Annotated in this window: 13 protein-coding genes; 7 read left to right on the forward strand and 6 right to left on the reverse strand. The window is 71.9% G+C overall.

The features are described 5' to 3' along the window. Positions 1–12: 12 nt before the first annotated feature. Together AMK26_RS14015 and AMK26_RS14020 are read right to left on the reverse strand one after the other, a co-directional pair. Entirely contained in the window at positions 13–1950 is a 1938-nt protein-coding gene (locus tag AMK26_RS14015) for a gamma-glutamyltransferase family protein (RefSeq protein WP_073754950.1), read from the reverse strand. Positions 1951–2023: 73 nt separating this feature from the next. Next, positions 2024–2305 (reverse strand): helix-turn-helix domain-containing protein, encoded by a 282-nt coding sequence (locus tag AMK26_RS14020; protein ID WP_443333163.1) that lies wholly within the window; start codon positions 2303–2305, stop codon positions 2024–2026. A gap of 790 nt (positions 2306–3095) precedes the next feature. On the opposite strand from AMK26_RS14020, the gene AMK26_RS14025 reads away from it, so the two are divergent. The 3 genes from AMK26_RS14025 (at position 3096) to AMK26_RS14035 (ending at position 5625) form a co-directional block, all read left to right on the forward strand. Then, on the forward strand, positions 3096–3299 hold the full coding sequence (locus tag AMK26_RS14025; RefSeq protein ID WP_073754952.1) for a cold-shock protein: 204 nt from the start codon (positions 3096–3098) through the stop codon (positions 3297–3299). Positions 3300–3543: 244 nt separating this feature from the next. Beyond that, on the forward strand, positions 3544–5046 hold the full coding sequence (locus AMK26_RS14030) for a DEAD/DEAH box helicase (RefSeq protein WP_073754953.1): 1503 nt from the start codon (positions 3544–3546) through the stop codon (positions 5044–5046). Positions 5047–5301: 255 nt separating this feature from the next. Further along, positions 5302–5625 carry an SCO5918 family protein gene (locus tag AMK26_RS14035; protein ID WP_073754954.1) on the forward strand — a complete coding sequence of 108 codons (324 nt, stop codon included), beginning with the start codon at positions 5302–5304 and terminating at the stop codon, positions 5623–5625. A gap of 11 nt (positions 5626–5636) precedes the next feature. On the opposite strand, the gene AMK26_RS36965 is transcribed toward AMK26_RS14035, so the two are convergent. Together AMK26_RS36965 and AMK26_RS14045 are read right to left on the reverse strand one after the other, a co-directional pair. After that, complete coding sequence (locus AMK26_RS36965; RefSeq protein WP_073754955.1) at positions 5637–6512, reverse strand: SCO2400 family protein; 876 nt, start codon at positions 6510–6512, stop codon at positions 5637–5639. A 178-nt stretch (positions 6513–6690) separates the two neighbouring features. After that, positions 6691–7035, reverse strand: coding sequence for a hypothetical protein (locus AMK26_RS14045; RefSeq protein WP_073754956.1), 345 nt, complete (start codon positions 7033–7035; stop codon positions 6691–6693). 174 nt (positions 7036–7209) lie between these two features. Between AMK26_RS14045 and AMK26_RS14050 the strand changes: the two genes are divergently transcribed. From AMK26_RS14050 to AMK26_RS14065, 4 genes are all read left to right on the forward strand, one after another. Then, positions 7210–8265, forward strand: a complete 1056-nt coding sequence (locus AMK26_RS14050) for a lipoate--protein ligase family protein (protein WP_073754957.1) — start codon at positions 7210–7212, stop codon at positions 8263–8265. Positions 8266–8432: 167 nt separating this feature from the next. Then, a complete protein-coding gene (locus AMK26_RS14055) occupies positions 8433–10772 on the forward strand; it encodes a glycoside hydrolase family 9 protein (protein ID WP_241837887.1) in 2340 nt (779 codons plus the stop codon). Positions 10773–10801: 29 nt separating this feature from the next. Continuing rightward, on the forward strand, positions 10802–12202 hold the full coding sequence (locus tag AMK26_RS14060; protein WP_443333160.1) for an endo-1,4-beta-xylanase: 1401 nt from the start codon (positions 10802–10804) through the stop codon (positions 12200–12202). 35 nt (positions 12203–12237) lie between these two features. Continuing rightward, positions 12238–13587 (forward strand): cellulase family glycosylhydrolase, encoded by a 1350-nt coding sequence (locus AMK26_RS14065; RefSeq protein WP_073754959.1) that lies wholly within the window; start codon positions 12238–12240, stop codon positions 13585–13587. Between the two features lie 129 nt (positions 13588–13716). Here the strand turns inward: AMK26_RS14065 and AMK26_RS14070 are convergent, their stop codons facing one another. Both AMK26_RS14070 and AMK26_RS14075 read right to left on the reverse strand, forming a co-directional pair. Next, positions 13717–15099 carry an amidase gene (locus tag AMK26_RS14070; RefSeq protein WP_443333164.1) on the reverse strand — a complete coding sequence of 461 codons (1383 nt, stop codon included), beginning with the start codon at positions 15097–15099 and terminating at the stop codon, positions 13717–13719. Between the two features lie 56 nt (positions 15100–15155). Beyond that, positions 15156–16649 (reverse strand): NCS1 family nucleobase:cation symporter-1, encoded by a 1494-nt coding sequence (locus tag AMK26_RS14075; protein ID WP_107420946.1) that lies wholly within the window; start codon positions 16647–16649, stop codon positions 15156–15158. Positions 16650–16659: the final 10 nt, after the last annotated feature.

The raw sequence follows: 16659 nt of genomic DNA on the forward strand, positions 1-16659 counted from the left end.
CGCGTGGGCGGGTCAGCGCCCGACCGCGTACCCCTGCATCCCTCGCGGGTTCGCCGCCGCCGACAGGATCCCGGTGCGCGGATCCCGGGCCACCGCGCACAGCCGCCCTTCCGACCAGGGGCCGCCGACCGTGACGTCGTGTCCGCGGCGGCGCAGGTCCTCGACGACGGCCGGGTCCGTCCGGGACTCGACGGTGAGCCCGCCCGGCCGCATGCCGCGCGGGTGGAAGGAGCCGGGGAAGCCGTCGTTGTGCCAGTTCGGCGCGTCGATCGCGGCCTGGAGGTCCAGTCCGCCGTGCGTGACGGCGAGGAAGAAGTGCAGCGCCCACTGGTCCTGCTGGTCGCCGCCCGGCGTCCCGAACGCCATGACGGCGACCCCCTCGCGCAACGCCAGGGACGGCGTGAGCGTGGTGCGGGGGCGGCGGCCGGGCGTCAGGGAGTTCGGCAGGCCGGGGTCCAGCCACGCCATCTGGAGCCGGGTGCCGAGCGGGAAGCCCAGTTCGGGCACGACCGGGTTGGACTGGAGCCAGCCGCCGCTGGGCGTGGCCGCGACCATGTTGCCCCACCGGTCGACGACGTCGAGGTGACAGGTGTCGCCCCGGGTGGCGCCGTCGCGCCGGACGGCCGGCTCTCCGGCCGGCGGGACGTCGAGGGCGACCGTCGGCCCGCCCGCCGGCGGGACGTCGAGGGCGACCGCGGGCCCGTCGGCCGGCGGGACGTCGAGGGCGACCGCGGGCCCGTCGGCCGGCGGGGCCTGGCCGGCGACGGTCGGCTCGCCGGCCCCGGCCGCCACCGGAACGGCCGGGGCGCCGAAGCCGGGCCGGCCCTCGGCGACGGCGACGGCGTGGGCGCTCAGGCGCGGCGTACGGCCGCCGGGGCTGCCGGGGCGCAGCTCGTAGGAGGCCTTCTTTCCGACCAGTGCGCGCCGTTCGGCGTTGTACGGGGCGGAGAGCAGGGTGTCGAGCGGGACGTCGGCGGCGTCCCCGTACCAGGCCTCGCGGTCCGCCATGGCCAGCTTGCAGCCCTCGACGAGCAGGTGGACGTAGTCGGCGGAGCCGTACGGGGGCAGGCGGCCGGGCAGCAGGGCGAGTTGCTGGAGGAACACGGGGCCCTGGCTCCAGCCGCCCGCCTTGCACACGGTCCAGCCGTTCCAGTCGTACGTGACCGGGTCCTCGTACGTCGCGGACCAGCCCGCCAGGTCGGCGGCGGTCAGGGTGCCGGTGTGGTGGGCGCCGCTGGTGTCCATGGTGGGGCGCCCCGCCTGGCGTACGAGCGCCTCGGCGATGAAGCCCTGCCGCCAGATCCGCCGGGCCTCCTCGATCTGGCCGGTCCGGTCGTCACCGGCCGCGACGGTCGCCTCGTCGATGAGGCGGCGCCAGGTACGGGCGAGGGCGGGGTTGCGGAACAGCCGCCCGGGGGCGGGGGGCCGGCCGCCCGGGAGGTAGACGTCGGCGGAGGAGGTCCACTCGTTCTCGAAGAGCGCGCGTACGGTCTCCACCGTGGCGCCGACCCGCTCCACGGGCGCGTGCCCGGCCTCCGCGTACTCGATGGCGTACCGCAGGACCTGGGCGAGGGACCTGGTGCCGTGGTCGCGCAGCAGGAGCATCCACGCGTCGAACGCGCCGGGCACGGCGGCGGCCAGCGGCCCTGTGCCGGGCACCAGGCCGAGGCCGAGGGAGCGGTAGTGCTCGATGGTCGCGCCGGCCGGGGCGGGGCCCTGGCCGCACAGCACCCGCACCTCGCCGCCGGCGGGCGCGAGGATGACCGGCACCTCTCCGGCGGGGCCGTTGAGGTGCGGCTCCACGACGTGCAGGACGAACCCGGCGGCGACGGCGGCGTCGAAGGCGTTGCCGCCGTCCTCCAGGACGGCCATGGCCGACTGGGAGGCCAGCCAGTGGGTGGAGGACACCATCCCGAAGGTGCCCTGGAGGGTCGGTCGGGTGGTGAACATACGGCCTGTCACCTCACTGTGCGGCCTCGGGGAATGGGACGTCCGTGATCGGCGGGCGGGCCGTCGACCGCGTTCAGGAGGCGGCCGACGGGTTCGAGCCCGCGCGCGAGCGGCGCAGTTCCTCGTTGAGGCGCTGGGCTTCTTCGAGCTGGTCCTCAAGGATGATGATGCGGCAGGCGGCGTCGACCGGGGTGCCCTGGTCGACGAGTTCGCGGGCACGGACAGCGATGCGCAGCTGGTAGCGGGAGTAGCGGCGGTGGCCGCCCTCGGACCGCAGCGGGGTGATGAGCCGGGCGTCGCCCAGGGCGCGGAGGAACGCGGGCGTGGTGCCGGTCAGTTCCGCGGCGCGGCCCATGGTGTAGGCGGGGTAGTCGTCGTCATCGAGCTTGTCGGCGGCGTTCTGTGGGGTCTCTCGGGTCACTGGCACCTCTTCGTGGGGACGCAATCGAGGGGCCCTGGTGCCGTACGACACCAGGGCCCCGAGGGGTTTCAACACCATCTACCGGCGCTGGGCGCCGTTCTGCGGTTCCGCGTGTCCGCCCCGGAGGGCGACCGATGCGGGGATCGTCGATGCGTGACCGGGGACCACCTTCCAATCCGGGGCCTGCGAGTCCCGGGCGGCTGCGTCCTCGCCCGGGCGATCCTGATGGCGTCTGCTCCTCTCTCGAGCTTCTGGCTACGAGGTGAACCCTAGCCCCGGCATCCACCAATGTCTACAGCGGCGGGTGCAGATTTCCCTCTTCCTTGACGGCAGGATCGAAGAGGCGGGGCTCATGGACCCCGCCGGACCGCGGGCTGACCCCGGGCCGGCCCGGGAGCTGGACCCGGGTCCAGCTCCGGGTCGGGCCCTCGTCCGGCCTGGAGGTGACACCCGGCCGATGGTGAATATCTACCCCGGCAACTGCAGAATTTCTGGACCGTTTTTCGAATGCGGGAAAGCATCCGTGCACGGCTGCCCGTTCCGTGCTACTGTCGATTTCAGTTGCAGTTGTGGTTCCCAAAGACTTCAAGTGCCCTCACCGGTCCAAGTACCGACGAGAGCACTTTTGTATTTCCGGTGATATTTTCCGGACGGGGCGATCATCGCGGCGACTCGGGGTTCGCACAGTGCGAACCCCTGGGCACTGCCCCGAAGGAGATATGACATGGCTACTGGCACCGTGAAGTGGTTCAACGCGGAAAAGGGTTTCGGCTTCATCGAGCAGGACGGTGGCGGCCCCGACGTCTTCGCCCACTACTCGAACATCGCCTCGTCCGGCTTCCGTGAGCTGCAGGAAGGCCAGAAGGTGTCCTTCGACATCGCGCAGGGCCAGAAGGGCCCGACGGCCGAGAACATCGTCTCCGTCTGACGCGACGCGTACCACCACGTAGCTGGGGCCCGCACCTTGGGTGCGGGCCCCAGCTCGTTGCTTTTTCCCGAGCGCCCCACCCGCCCTGTGGTCACAGGCCCGCGGCCCGCCGCTCACCCCGCACCGGCACGCTGAATTCGGCCTGGCCGGTCCGTCTCATTTCTTCGGCTCGATCTTGCGATTCTCCCCGCGGCTGCGCCGCTGGAAATTTCCTCGATACGTGCCGCATCGAGGAAGGTTCCGCATGAACCGCATGTCCCGTTCGAACGACCGTTACTCCCGCAACCGCACGGGTGGACCCGCCGCCACGGGCGGAAAGTCCTTCCGCTCCGGCTCCCCGGACCGCTCCGGCGCGCCGAACCGGTCGGGCGGCCCCGGCCGTTTCCGCGGCCACAGTCGTCCCGCCGCGCCGCAGGGCGAGTTCGCCCTGCCGGTCACCCTCACCCCGGCGCTCCCGCCCGTCGAGACGTTCGCCGGCCTCGACATGCCGGCGCCCCTGCTCGCGGCGCTCACCGCCGAAGGCATGACCGTACCGTTCCCGATCCAGGCGGCGACCCTGCCGAACACGCTGGCCGGCCGGGACGTCCTGGGCCGCGGCCGCACCGGCTCCGGCAAGACGCTGGCGTTCGGCCTCGCTCTGCTGGCCCGCACGGCCGGGAAGCGCGCCGAGCCCAAGCAGCCGCTGGCCCTCGTCCTCGTACCCACCCGGGAACTGGCCCAGCAGGTCACCGACGCGCTCACTCCGTACGCCCGCTCGCTGCGCCTGCGGCTCACCACCGTGGTCGGCGGCATGTCGATCGGCCGCCAGGCGGGCTCCCTGCGCTCCGGGGCCGAGGTCGTCGTCGCGACACCCGGCCGGCTCAAGGACCTGATCGACCGTGGCGCCTGCCGGCTGGACCAGGTCGACATCACCGTCCTGGACGAGGCCGACCAGATGGCCGACATGGGCTTCATGCCCCAGGTCACCGCACTGCTCGACCAGGTACGCACCGGAGGCCAGCGGATGCTGTTCTCCGCCACCCTGGACCGCAACGTCGACCTGCTCGTCCGCCGCTACCTCCACGACCCGGTGGTCCACTCCGTGGACCCCTCGGCGGGGGCCGTCACCACGATGGAGCACCACCTGCTCCATGTGCACGGCGCCGACAAGCACGCCACCGTCACGGAGATCGCCGCGCGCGACGGCCGGGTGATCATGTTCCTCGACACCAAGCACGCCGTGGACCGGCTCACCAAGGACCTCCTGGCCATCGGGGTACGCGCGTCCGCCCTGCACGGCGGAAAGTCGCAGCCCCAACGCACCCGTACGCTGGCCCAGTTCAAGACCGGGCACGTCACGGTGCTGGTGGCGACCAACGTCGCGGCACGCGGCATCCACGTCGACAACCTCGACCTCGTCGTGAACGTCGACCCGCCGACCGACCACAAGGACTACCTGCACCGCGGTGGCCGCACCGCCCGCGCGGGCGAGTCCGGCAGCGTGGTCACCCTGGTGCTGCCCAACCAGCGCCGCACCATGAGCCGCTTGATGGCCGATGCGGGGATCACCCCGCAGGCCACCCAGGTCCGCTCCGGCGAGGCGGAACTGAGCCGCATCACCGGGGCCCAGACCCCTCCCGGCGTCCCCGTCACCATCACGGCGCCGGTCGTGGAGCGGGCCAAGGGCGGCGGCGCTTCTGCCGCCGGCCGCCGCAGCCGCCCGGGCCGGGCGCGCCGCCGTCCGGTGCGCAACGGCACGGCCGCGTAACCGGTCGCCTTCAGGCACGGCCGCGTAACGGGTCGCCATTACGCGCGGCCGCGTAGCCTGCGCCTTTACGCGGCCGCGTAAGGGGGCGCCATTACGCGGCCGCGTAACCGGCTCCCTTATGCGCGGCCGCGTAATCCGCGCCCTTGCAAGCCCTTATGGGCTCTCAGGCGCACGTGCACGTATCTGCTGTTCCCTCCGAACCAGTCACGGGCCGGCTCAGCTCCGCGCCCCTCTCCCTCAACTTGCCGAGGCACCATGCGCTGCGTCATCGCCCGTTTCCCCTTCGACCTCGTCAAGCACGAGGTGCAGGAATCGATGAAGGGCATCAAGCCCGAGCCCATCACGGGCGAGTCCGTGATCATCGGCCGCCGCCACTATCCGGTGAAGCAGGTCGGTGAGGTCATCACGAGGCAGGACCGCCGTGACTTCACCGCCGCCGAAGTGACCCGGGCACTCACCCGCCTCGGCTTCACGTGCAACAAGGCGCCGGCCCTCGCCGCCGCCGACACCGTCGCCGCCCTCACACCGCTCCAGGCGGCATCGGCGATGCTCGGCACACCGGCCGCCCACCAGGTGTGACGGAGGGGCGCTCACCCCAGGCACGCACCGAGCAGGCACACCTGCGTCGGTGATGCCGGTTCGTCCGCCGAGGAGCCCGGCAGAAGGTTCGCCAGTGAGGTGCCGGTGGGCGCCGTGGTGGTGTCTTCGCCGGGAGCGGGCGGTATGGGTGCCTCCGGGGCCGGGGTCGGGGCCGGGGTCGGTTCGGCGGCGGCCGGGGGCGCGGCGTCGGCGTTGCCGGTGTCCGTCCTCTTGGCCGGCTCGGCCGCGGCGGTGGCGTGGGGCGCCTGGCCAGCGGGCGCCGGAGGGTGGACCGTGGCGGCGTCCGGCCGGTGACCGGTGGCCGGCGAGGCAGGCGTCGCGGCGGCCGTGTTCTGCTGCCGGGTACTGGGATGCTGGGCGGCAGGGGTGTCCGTGGTGTCCGGCTGCGTGGACGACGAGTCGCCGGTCGCCGTCCGGGACGTGGACGTGGACGTCGGCGTGGCCACCGGCTCCGGTGGCGGAGCCGCGTGGGTGTGGCTGGTGGAAGGCCTGGCGCTCGGCAGCGCGGCCATGGTGAGGCCGCCGCCGACGAGGGCGACGGCCGTCGCGGCCACGGCCCGGCGCCGGTGTTTCTTCCACCGCGCCAGCTGCCTGCGTCGCGCGGCGCGGCCCTGGCCCTTGGGCGAGGCGCCGCTCTCGAAGTCGCTGGAGGAGCTGGGTACGGACACGTCCGACGCGCCCGGCCCGTCCGACGCGCCGGACCTGTCCGCCGTCGCGTCGTCGGATGCCTGCAGCGTCGCGGCGTGGGACGCCACCCCGCTGTGGAGGCGCGGGGCGGCAGGGGCTATGTCGGGGGCGTAGGCGCCGCAACCCGGACACACGAATGCCCCGTTGAGATTCCGGCGGCATGCGGAGCAATAGTCCATCGGCGGTCTTTCTGTGTTCACGTTCGCACGCGGTGGGAGCGGCCAGTAACGCTAATGACGCCTGCCGGAGGTGACGCGCAGTCCTTGTGACGCTCCTGCGAAGATTCGACGCCATGAGGCCCGTGCACGTGAAACACGGGCCTCACCGGCGTACCGGGAGCACCCGACCGGAATTCGGTCAGATGCGACGTACCCGTGCGGCGATCCCGTGCCCGAGCAGCAGGTAAATCACCGCGGGCAGGCCGTAATTGAGGAGGACGCGCAGGCCTTCGGTCTCCATGGTGAAGATGTCCTGGGACCAGCCGGCCAGCCAGTCCGCCACACTCCGCACAAAACCGACGAAGACGTTTCCCTGGTTGGCGTCGAGCAAATACAGCAGGATCCATAGCGCCAGAAAACCTGCCGCGATGTCCGCAATCGTATGGATGGCCAAGGCCGCCCGATTCACTCCGGCGCCGTCCCTATGGGGCGCATAGGTGTTCCGGTTCGGGTCATAGGGGTTGTAGGGGTCATTCACGGGCATGCCCTCTTGGGGCTGGGGACGGGGATTGTTCATGCCCCCCTGCTTGCCTCCTCCGCATGCGCGAAACGCTTTTCAAACCTCCGATTCGATATCGATTTCCAGCCCTGCGCAATCCAGGCATAGCCTGATATGACGGTTGTCCGGAGGCGGAGAACGGGAGACGGGGAGTAAGACGTGCACGGTGAATACAAGGTGCCCGGCGGCAAGCTCGTGGTCGTCGACCTCGACGCGGAGGACGGCGTCCTGCGCCGGGTGAGGGTCGGCGGGGACTTCTTCCTGGAGCCCGACGAGGCGCTGCTCGCCATCGATGGCGCCCTGGAGGGCGCACCGGCCGATACCGACGCGTCGGGGCTGGCCGCCCGGATCGACGCGGCGCTGCCGCCGGGGACGCAGATGTTCGGGCTCACCACCGAGGGGATCGGGGTCGCGGTACGGCGCGCCCTGGCGCACGCCACCGACTGGACCGACTACGACTGGCAGCTCGTCCACGACGGGCCCCAGCCGCCCGCCCTGCACATGGCGCTCGACGAGGTCCTCACCGCCGAGGTCGCCGCCGGGCGCCGTCCGCCGACGCTGCGCGTGTGGGAATGGGGCGCGCCGGCCGTGGTGATCGGCAGCTTCCAGTCGCTGCGCAACGAGGTGGACACGGAGGCCGCCGAGCGGCACGGCATCGCCGTCGTACGCCGGATCAGTGGCGGCGGGGCCATGTTCATCGAGCCGGGCAACACCATCACGTACTCACTGTCCGTGCCCGACGCCCTGGTGCAGGGGCTGTCCTTCACGGACAGCTACGCCTACCTCGACGACTGGGTGCTGGGCGCGTTCGGCGACATGGGCATCAAGGCCTGGTACCAGCCGCTCAACGACATCGCCACCGAGGCGGGCAAGATCGCCGGGGCGGCGCAGAAGCGCGTGGTGGGCGGCGAGGGAGCCGTACTGCACCATGTGACCATGGCGTACGACATCGACGCCGACAAGATGACGGACGTGCTGCGCATCGGCCGGGAGAAGCTCTCCGACAAGGGCACGAGGAGCGCGAAGAAGCGCGTCGACCCGCTGCGCCGCCAGACGGGGCTGCCCCGCGCGACGGTCATCGAGAAGATGATCGGCTCGTTCCGTGAGCGGTACGGGCTGTCCGAGGGCACGGTCACGGACCACGAGATGGCACGCGCGCGTGAGCTGGCGCGGACCAAGTTCGGCTCCCCACAGTGGACGGCACGGGTGCCCTAGACGCCGGCCGCCCTGGTCGCCGGGTTCGCACCCGTCCGTGCACCAGTTCCTACGGGGACTATTGACATGCCCACACTCTCCTGGCTTTATGAGCACCGCGCATGGGAGCGCTCCCACCTCTGTACGTGTACCCCCTTCCTCCCCCTCGACGGAAAGGCAACACCACAGTGGACGGTCCGTTGCGCCCGGCCCGCACACCGGCGCTCGCCGGGGCGCTCGCCGCCGGTCTCCTCCTCCCCCTGCTCCCCCTCTTCACCTCCGCGTCCCCGGCCGCCGCCGCGCCCGCGTTCAACTACGGCGAGGCCCTCCAGAAGTCGGTCCTGTTCTACGAGGCCCAGCAGTCCGGCACGCTCCCGGACACCAACCGCGTGAACTGGCGCGGCGATTCCGCCCTCGACGACGGCAAGGACGTCGGGCTCGACCTGACCGGCGGCTGGTACGACGCGGGCGACCACGTCAAGTTCGGGCTGCCGATGGCCTTCTCGGCCACCATGCTCGCCTGGGGCGGCGTGGAGCAGAAGGCCGCGTACACGTCCGCCGGACAGCTCGGACACCTCAAGGACAACCTCCGCTTCGTCAACGACTACTTCGTCAAGGCGCACCCCGCCCCCCATGTGCTGTACGGGCAGGTCGGCAACGGCGCCAAGGACCACGCCTGGTGGGGCCCGGCCGAGGTGATGCCGATGGAACGGCCGGCCTACAAGATCGACGCGTCCTGCCCCGGATCGGACCGGGCGGGCCAGACGGCCGCCGCCATGGCGTCGTCGTCCATGGTGTTCGCCGACAGCGACCCCGCGTACGCGGGCAAGCTCCTCACGCACGCCAAGCAGCTGTACGCCTTCGCCGACACCTACCGGGGCAAGTACAGCGACTGCATCACCGACGCGCGGTCGTACTACAACTCCTGGAGCGGCTACCACGACGAGCTGGTCTGGGGAGCGATCTGGCTCCACAAGGCGACCGGTGACCCCGCCTACCTCGCCAAGGCCGAGTCGTACTACGACAGCCTGTCGACGGAGCCCCAGACGACCACCCGCTCCTACCGGTGGACCCTGTCCTGGGACGACAGCTCCTACGGCGCGTACGTGCTGCTGGCGCAGCTCACCGGGAAGCAGAGGTACGTCGACGACGCGAACCGCTGGCTCGACTGGTGGACCGTCGGCGTCAACGGCAACCGGGTCCGGTACTCGCCCGGTGGTCAGGCCGTCCTCGACAGCTGGGGATCGCTGCGGTACGCCGCCAACACGTCGTTCGCGGCCCTGTCGTACTCCGACTGGCTGACCGGTGACCCGGTCCGCAAGGCCCGCTACCACGACTTCGCCGTCCGCCAGATCAACTACGCGCTGGGCGACAACCCGCGCAAATCGAGCTACGTCGTCGGCTTCGGCGCCAACCCGCCCACCAAGCCGCACCACAGGACCGGCCACGGCTCGTGGACCGACCAGATCAACAACCCCGTCGAGAGCCGTCACGTCCTGTACGGAGCGCTGGTCGGCGGCCCGAGCGCGCCGGACGACTCATACACCGACGACCGCTCCAACTACGTGAACAACGAGGTCGCCACCGACTACAACGCGGCCTTCACGGGGGCGCTGGCGCGTCTGTACGCCGAGTACGGCGGCAGTCCGCTCGCCGACTTCCCGAAACCCGAGCGGCCCGACGGCGCGGAGATGTCCGTCCAGGCGTCGGTGAACGCCTCGGGCCCGGGCTTCACCGAGATCAAGGCCTACCTGATCAACAAGTCGGCGTGGCCGGCGCGGGCGTTGACCAGCAGTTCGCTGCGCTACTACTTCACGCTGGAGCCCGGCGTCACGCCCGCGCAGATCAGCCACACCACGAACTACAACCAGTGCGGCAAGGTGACGGGCCCGACGCAGTACAGGGACAACGTCTACTACGTGACCGTCGACTGCTCCGACGCGACGATCGCGCCGGCGGGCCAGTCCGCGTACCGCAAGGAGGTGCAGTTCCGGATCACCTCCGCGGGGGCGTGGGACCCGGCGAACGACTGGTCGTTCCGGTCGGTCCCGACGACTCCGGGGAGCACGCCGGCCGACGCGCCGAACATCGTCCTGATGGAGGGTGCGGACAGGCAGTGGGGCGCGACGCCCGACGGGACGACGCCCGGCCCAGGCCCCGGTCCGGACCCGAGTCCCACCCCGACCCCGACCCCGACGCCGACCCCGACACCCACGCCGACTCCCACGCCTTCGGCGGGCTGCACCGCCCAGCAGAGGGTCAGCAACTCCTGGTCGGGCGGGTTCCAGGCCGAGATCACCGTGCGGAACACCGGCGCCGCGCCGCTGACCGGCTGGGCGGTGAGCTGGGACCTCGGCGGCCGGACCGTCACCAGCCTCTGGAACGGATCCCTCACGGTGGACGGCGCCAGGGCCACCGTACGCAACACGGCCTGGAACGGCGGTGTCGCACCGGCGGGCACCGTGTCGTTCGGTTTCACCGCCACCGGCAGCCCGGAGGCGCCCACGCTGCTGTGCACCAGCTCCTGACGCGATCCCCGAGAGGAAAGGACCACCCCGTGCGCCACCTCCTGTCCCGCAAGGCCGCGACAGCACGAGCACGGCTCAGGCGTGCCGCCTCCGCCGCCGCCCTGTGCGTCTGCACCGCCCTGGGCGCGCTCGCGCTGCCCTCGACCGCCCACGCGGCCGACACCCCGCTGCGGGACCTCGCCGCCGCCAAGGGCATCCACATCGGCAACGCGGTGGCCGGGTACAAGCTGAGCGGGAACGCCCAGTACGCGGCCATCGCCGGTGCGCAGTTCAGCTCCCTCACCCCCGAGAACGCCATGAAGTGGAGCTCCGTCGAGCCGACCCGGGGCTCCTACGACTGGGCGGAGGCCGACCAGATCGTCGCCTTCGCGCAGGAGCACGGCCAGCAGGTGCGCGGCCACACCCTGGTGTGGCACAGCCAGAACCCGGGCTGGCTGACCAACGGCGGCTTCAGCGCCGCCGAGCTGCGCGCCATCCTCGAACGGCACATCGCCACCGAGGCGGGCCGGTACCGGGGGAAGATCGCCGCCTGGGACGTCGTCAACGAGATGTTCAACGAGGACGGCACGTACCGGCCCTCCCTCTGGTACAACGCCATGGGCCCCGGGTACGTGGCCGACGCGCTCCGGTGGGCCCGGCAGGCCGACCCCGGCGCGAAGCTGTACCTCAACGACTACAACGTCGAAGGCCTCAACGCGAAGAGCGACGCCCTCTACAACCTGGTCAGGTCGCTCAAGGCGCAGGGCGCGCCCATCGACGGCGTCGGCCTTCAGGCGCACTTCATCCTCGGCCAGGTACCGTCCACCCTCCAGGCCAACATCCAGCGGTTCGCCGATCTCGGTGTCGACGTGGCGATCACCGAGCTGGACGTACGGATGCAGCTCCCTGCCACCGACGCCAAGCTGACCCAGCAGGCCGCCGACTACAGCGCCGTCGTCAAGGCCTGCCTCGCCGTCAGCCGCTGCGTGGGCATCACCGGCTGGGACATCTCCGACGCCGACTCCTGGGTGCCGGACGTCTTCCCCGGGTACGGCGCCGCCACGATGTACGACGCCAACTACCGGCCCAAGCCCGCCTACTACGCCGTGGCCACGGCCCTCGGCGGCGGCGGGACGACGCCTCCGCCGGGTGGCGGCGCCTGCACCGCCACCTATGCGGTCGCCAACCAGTGGGGCGGCGGCTTCACCGCGAACGTCACGATCACGTGCCCGCCGGGTGCGTCCCTGACGAACTGGCAGGCGGCCTGGGACTTCGGCGCGGGCCAGCGGCTCACCCACGTGTGGAACGCCACCTGCCGGCAGGAGGGCACGCGCGTCACCTGCTCCCCCGCCCCCTGGAACGGTTCCGTTCCCCCCGGCGGGTCGGTCTCCTTCGGCTTCAACGGCACCTGGAGCGGCAGCAATCCCATTCCCGCCGTCACCGTGGGCTGACCCCCACACCGACCCCCCACACACAGGAGTTCCGTATGAGATTACGAACCGCCCTGGCGGCCGCCGTCCTGGGGCTGACCGGCGTGCTCGGGGCATCGCTCGCCCCGGCCCAGGCCGCGACAGCCACGGCAACGGACACCGCAGCCGCCCCCGGCTTCCGCGTCAGCGACAGCGGACGTCTCCTCGAGTCCAACGGCAACGACTTCGTCATGCGGGGCGTCAACCACGCCCACACCTGGTTCCCGACCAGGACCGGTTCCCTGGCGGACATCAAGGCCCTGGGCGCCAACACCGTACGGGTGGTGCTCAGCACCGGTGACCGGTGGGCCCGCAACGACCCGGCCGACGTCGCGGCCGTCGTCGCGCAGTGCAAGCAGCACCGGCTGATCTGCGTGCTGGAGGCCCACGACACGACCGGGTACGGCGAACAGAGCGGCGCCGTGTCCCTGTCCCGCGCGGCCGACTACTGGATCGGCGTCAAGAGCGCGCTGGAGGGCCAGGAGCGGTACGTCATCGTCAACATCGGCAACGAGCCGTACGGCAACACCGGCGCGAGCGGCTGGACCGCCGACACCAAGGCCGCCATCCAGAAGCTGCGCGCCGCCGGGTTCGCCCACACGCTGATGGTGGACGCGCCGAACTGGGGCCAGGACTGGTCGTTCACCATGCGGGACAACGCCGCCTCCGTCTTCGCGGCGGACCCGGAGCGCAACACCGTCTTCTCCGTCCACATGTACGGGGTCTTCGACACGGCCGCCGAGATCACCGCCTACCTCAACCACTTCGTCGCCGCCCGGCTCCCCCTCGTGGTGGGCGAGTTCGGGCACAACCACTCGGACGGCGACCCCGACGAGGACACCATCCTCGCCGCCACCCAGGCCCTCGGCCTGGGCTACCTCGGCTGGTCGTGGAGCGGCAACGGCGGCGGGGTCGAGTACCTCGACATGGCCGCCGGCTTCGACGCCACCGCGCTGACCCCCTGGGGCCGGCGGATCTTCCACGGCCCGAACGGCATCGCGCACACCTCCAAGGAGGCGACGGTCTACGCGGGCACGGGCGGCACCGCGCCGTGCGCGGTCACCTACCGTGTCACCGGCCAGTGGACGGGCGGCTTCCAGGGCGAGCTGACCGTACGCAACAGGGGCTCCGCCCCTGTCAACGGCTGGACCCTGGTGTGGCAGTTCCCGGACGGCCAGACCATCACCCAGATGTGGGGCGGCACCCCCACGCGCAACGGCCCGGCGGTCACGGTGACACCGGCCTCGTACACCTCCGTCATCCCGGCGAACGGCGCGGTGAGCCTCGGGTTCCTGGGCACCTGGAACGGCTCCAACGAGCCCCCGGCGGCCTTCACCCTGAACGGAGCCGCCTGCTCACCGGCCTGAGGCGGGGCGCGGAGCCCTCAGAACTCGGTGGTGTCCAGCTCGATCCCGAACGGTTCCGGCAGCCGTACCGGTGTCCCGGAGGGGTGCGGGCCGTCGCGTGCCGGCGCCTCCGTCGGTCTCCCCCGCGCATCACCCCTTCCGGTGATCACCCGGCGGCGGTATCCGCTCGTACCACTTCTGGTCGGCCTCCAGCTGGGCGGCGAGGGAGATGAGCCGCTCCTCGCTGCCCGCCGGGCCGAGGAGTTGGGCGCCGACCGGGAGGCCGTCCGACGTGAAGCCGGCGGGGATGTTGACGCCGGGCCAGCCCAGGACGTTCCAGGGCCAGGCGTAGGGACAGGCGGCGGCCATGGTGAGGTCGGTGCGCCAGGCGGGGAGGGGATCGAAGGCGCCTATGCGGGGCGGGGGCGCCGCCGTGGTGGGGGTGAGGAGGACGTCGTACGTGGCGAAGAGGGCGCCGATCCGGCGGTGCTGGTGGGCCTCGCGGGCGCGGGCCGCGCGCAGGGCCCGGCCGGCCAGGCGGCGGCCGGTGCGGGTGGCGCTGCGGGTGCGCGGGTCCAGGAGGGAGGGGTCGGGGTGCCGGTCGGCGTAGGCGGCGATGCCGGCGGTGGCGCGGGGCAGGAAGCTCAAGCCGATGAGGCCGTAGCGCGGGCGGGCCTCCTCGACGGTGTGGCCCAGGCGGGCGAGGGCCTCGGCGAGGGCGGTGACGGCGCGGCGTACGCCGGGGTGGAGCGGGTTGTGCGTGGCGGTGAAGGCGGAGCGCCACGCCAGGGCGATACGGAGAGGGCCGGGTTCGCGGCGGGCGGCGGCGGAGGCGTCGACGGGGGCGGGGTGGTACCGCTCGGCGGGGTGGGCCCCGGAAGCGGCGTCGAGGAGGAGGGCCGCGTCGGCGACCGTACGGGCGAGGGGGCCGTTGACGGTCAGGCCCTCGAAGCAGTCGGTGTACGGGTGGACGGAGACCCGGCCGCGCTGCGGTTTGATGCCCACCAGGTGGGTCCAGGCGGCGGGGATGCGGATGGAGCCCGCGCCGTCCGAGCCCAGGGCGGCGGGGACGAGCCCGGCGGCGACGGCGGCCGCCGAACCGCCCGACGAGCCGCCGGGCGTGTGGTCGGTGTTCCACGGGTTGCGGGTGGCGCCGAAGGCGGGGCCCTCGGTGAACGGCCACTGGCCCAGCTCGCAGGAGTTGGTCTTGCCGACGATGACGGCTCCGGCGGCGCGAAGGCGGCGTACCGCCTCCCCGTCCTCCCGCGCCGGCGGTATGTCGCCGTCGCAGCCGAAGCGGGTGGGCAGCCCGGCCACGTCGGTGTCGTCCTTGACGGCGACGGGGACGCCGAGCAAGGGCGCCCGTTCCCCTGCCGCGAGGCGGCGGTCGGCGTCCTCGGCCTCGGCGAGTGCGGCGGCCGCACGGACGCAGCGGAAGGCGTTCACCGTGCCCTGGGTGGCCTCGATCCGGTCGAGCGAGGCCTGCACCAGGGACACGGACGGGACCTGACCGGCCGTCAGGGCGTCGCGCATGGACGTGATTCCGTCGAAGGACATGAACGGCAGGCTACTGGAGAGTAAGTACGGTGTCAGGGAGTCCGGCGCGCCATCAGCGCCACGTACAGCACCAGCGATGCCGCCAGCCCCACCGCCCACCCGTAGTCCGCGAGCGGCTTCAGCAGCGGGATCAGCCCGTCCTCCGGGAACGGCCCCTTCCCCGGCGCCGAGTGCGACCCGCCCACCGCGAGTACGCCCCCGACGACGAACGCCGCGACCGCCGCCGGGTTCCACCCGCGTACGTACCAGTAGCGGCCGCCCGGCCGGTACAGGTCGGGGAGGTCCAGGACGGTGCGCCGGACGATCCAGTAGTCGGCGATGAGGATGCCCGCCACCGTACCGAGCATGCCGCCCACCAGCCCCAGCCAGGTGAAGATGTACAGCTCGGGGGTCTCGGTCAGCTTCCACGGCATGATCACCACCCCGACCACGCCCGTGATCAGCGCCCCGGTACGGAAGTTGATCAGTTTCGGGGCGAGGTTGGCGAGGTCGTACGCGGGTGAGACGACGTTCGCCGCGATGTTCACCGAGATCGTCGCGACGAGCACGGTCACGAGGGCGAACAGCAGCCCGAAGACGTTGTCCGTCCGGGCGGCGAGCGCGACCGGGTCCCAGACCGCCGCCCCGTACACCGCCTGGGAGCCGGACGTCACGAAGACGGACAGCAGGGCGAACAGCGTCATGGTGGTGGGCAGGCCCAGCGTCTGGCCCCAGATCTGGGCGCGCTGCCCGGCGCCGAAGCGGGTGAAGTCGGGGATGTTCAGCGACAGGGTCGCCCAGAAGGCGATCATGCCCATGAGGGAGGGGAAGAAGACCGGCCAGAAGTCCGCGCCCCACCCGAGCGCCGACGGCTGGTCCAGCAGCGGCCCGAGCCCGCCCGCCTTGGCCGTGATCCACGCCAGCAGCACCAGCGCGCCGACGATGACGAAGGGCGCCGCCCAGTTCTCGAACCGCCGCAGCGCCTCCATGCCCCGGTAGATGATGGCCAGTTCGAGCGCCCAGAAGAGCCCGAAGCACAGCCACAGCGTCCACGGCTGGCCACCGACCCGCGCCACCTGGGTCCACTCGCCGCCGAAGACCTTGCCGAGCAGGACGAAAATGCCCTGCCCGCCGATCCACGTCTGGATCCCGAACCACGCGCACGCCACCCCGGCCCGGATCAGCGCCGGCAGATTGGCGCCGCGCAGCCCGAACGACGCCCGCGCCAGGACCGGGAAGGGGATGCCGTACTTGGGGCCGGCGTGCCCGGTCAGCAGCATCGGTACGAGGACGATGACGTTGGCCAGCGCGATCGTGAAGACGGCCTGCTTCCAGTCCATCCCGAGCGCGACGAGCCCCGAGGCGAGCATCCAGGACGGGATGTTGTGGGCCATGCCGATCCAGAGGGCCGCGAAGTTGTAGGTGGTCCAGCGGCGCCGTTCCACCGGGACGGGCAGGAGGTCCTCGTTGACGAACCGGGAGTCGGCGGGGATGTCGGTGGGCGTGAGGTCGACGCGCCCCCCGGATATCGGAACGGTGTCGGTCATGGCGGCGCAA

Source organism: Streptomyces sp. CB03234, assembly GCF_001905885.1.
In the GTDB taxonomy this organism is placed as follows: Bacteria; Actinomycetota; Actinomycetes; order Streptomycetales; family Streptomycetaceae; genus Streptomyces.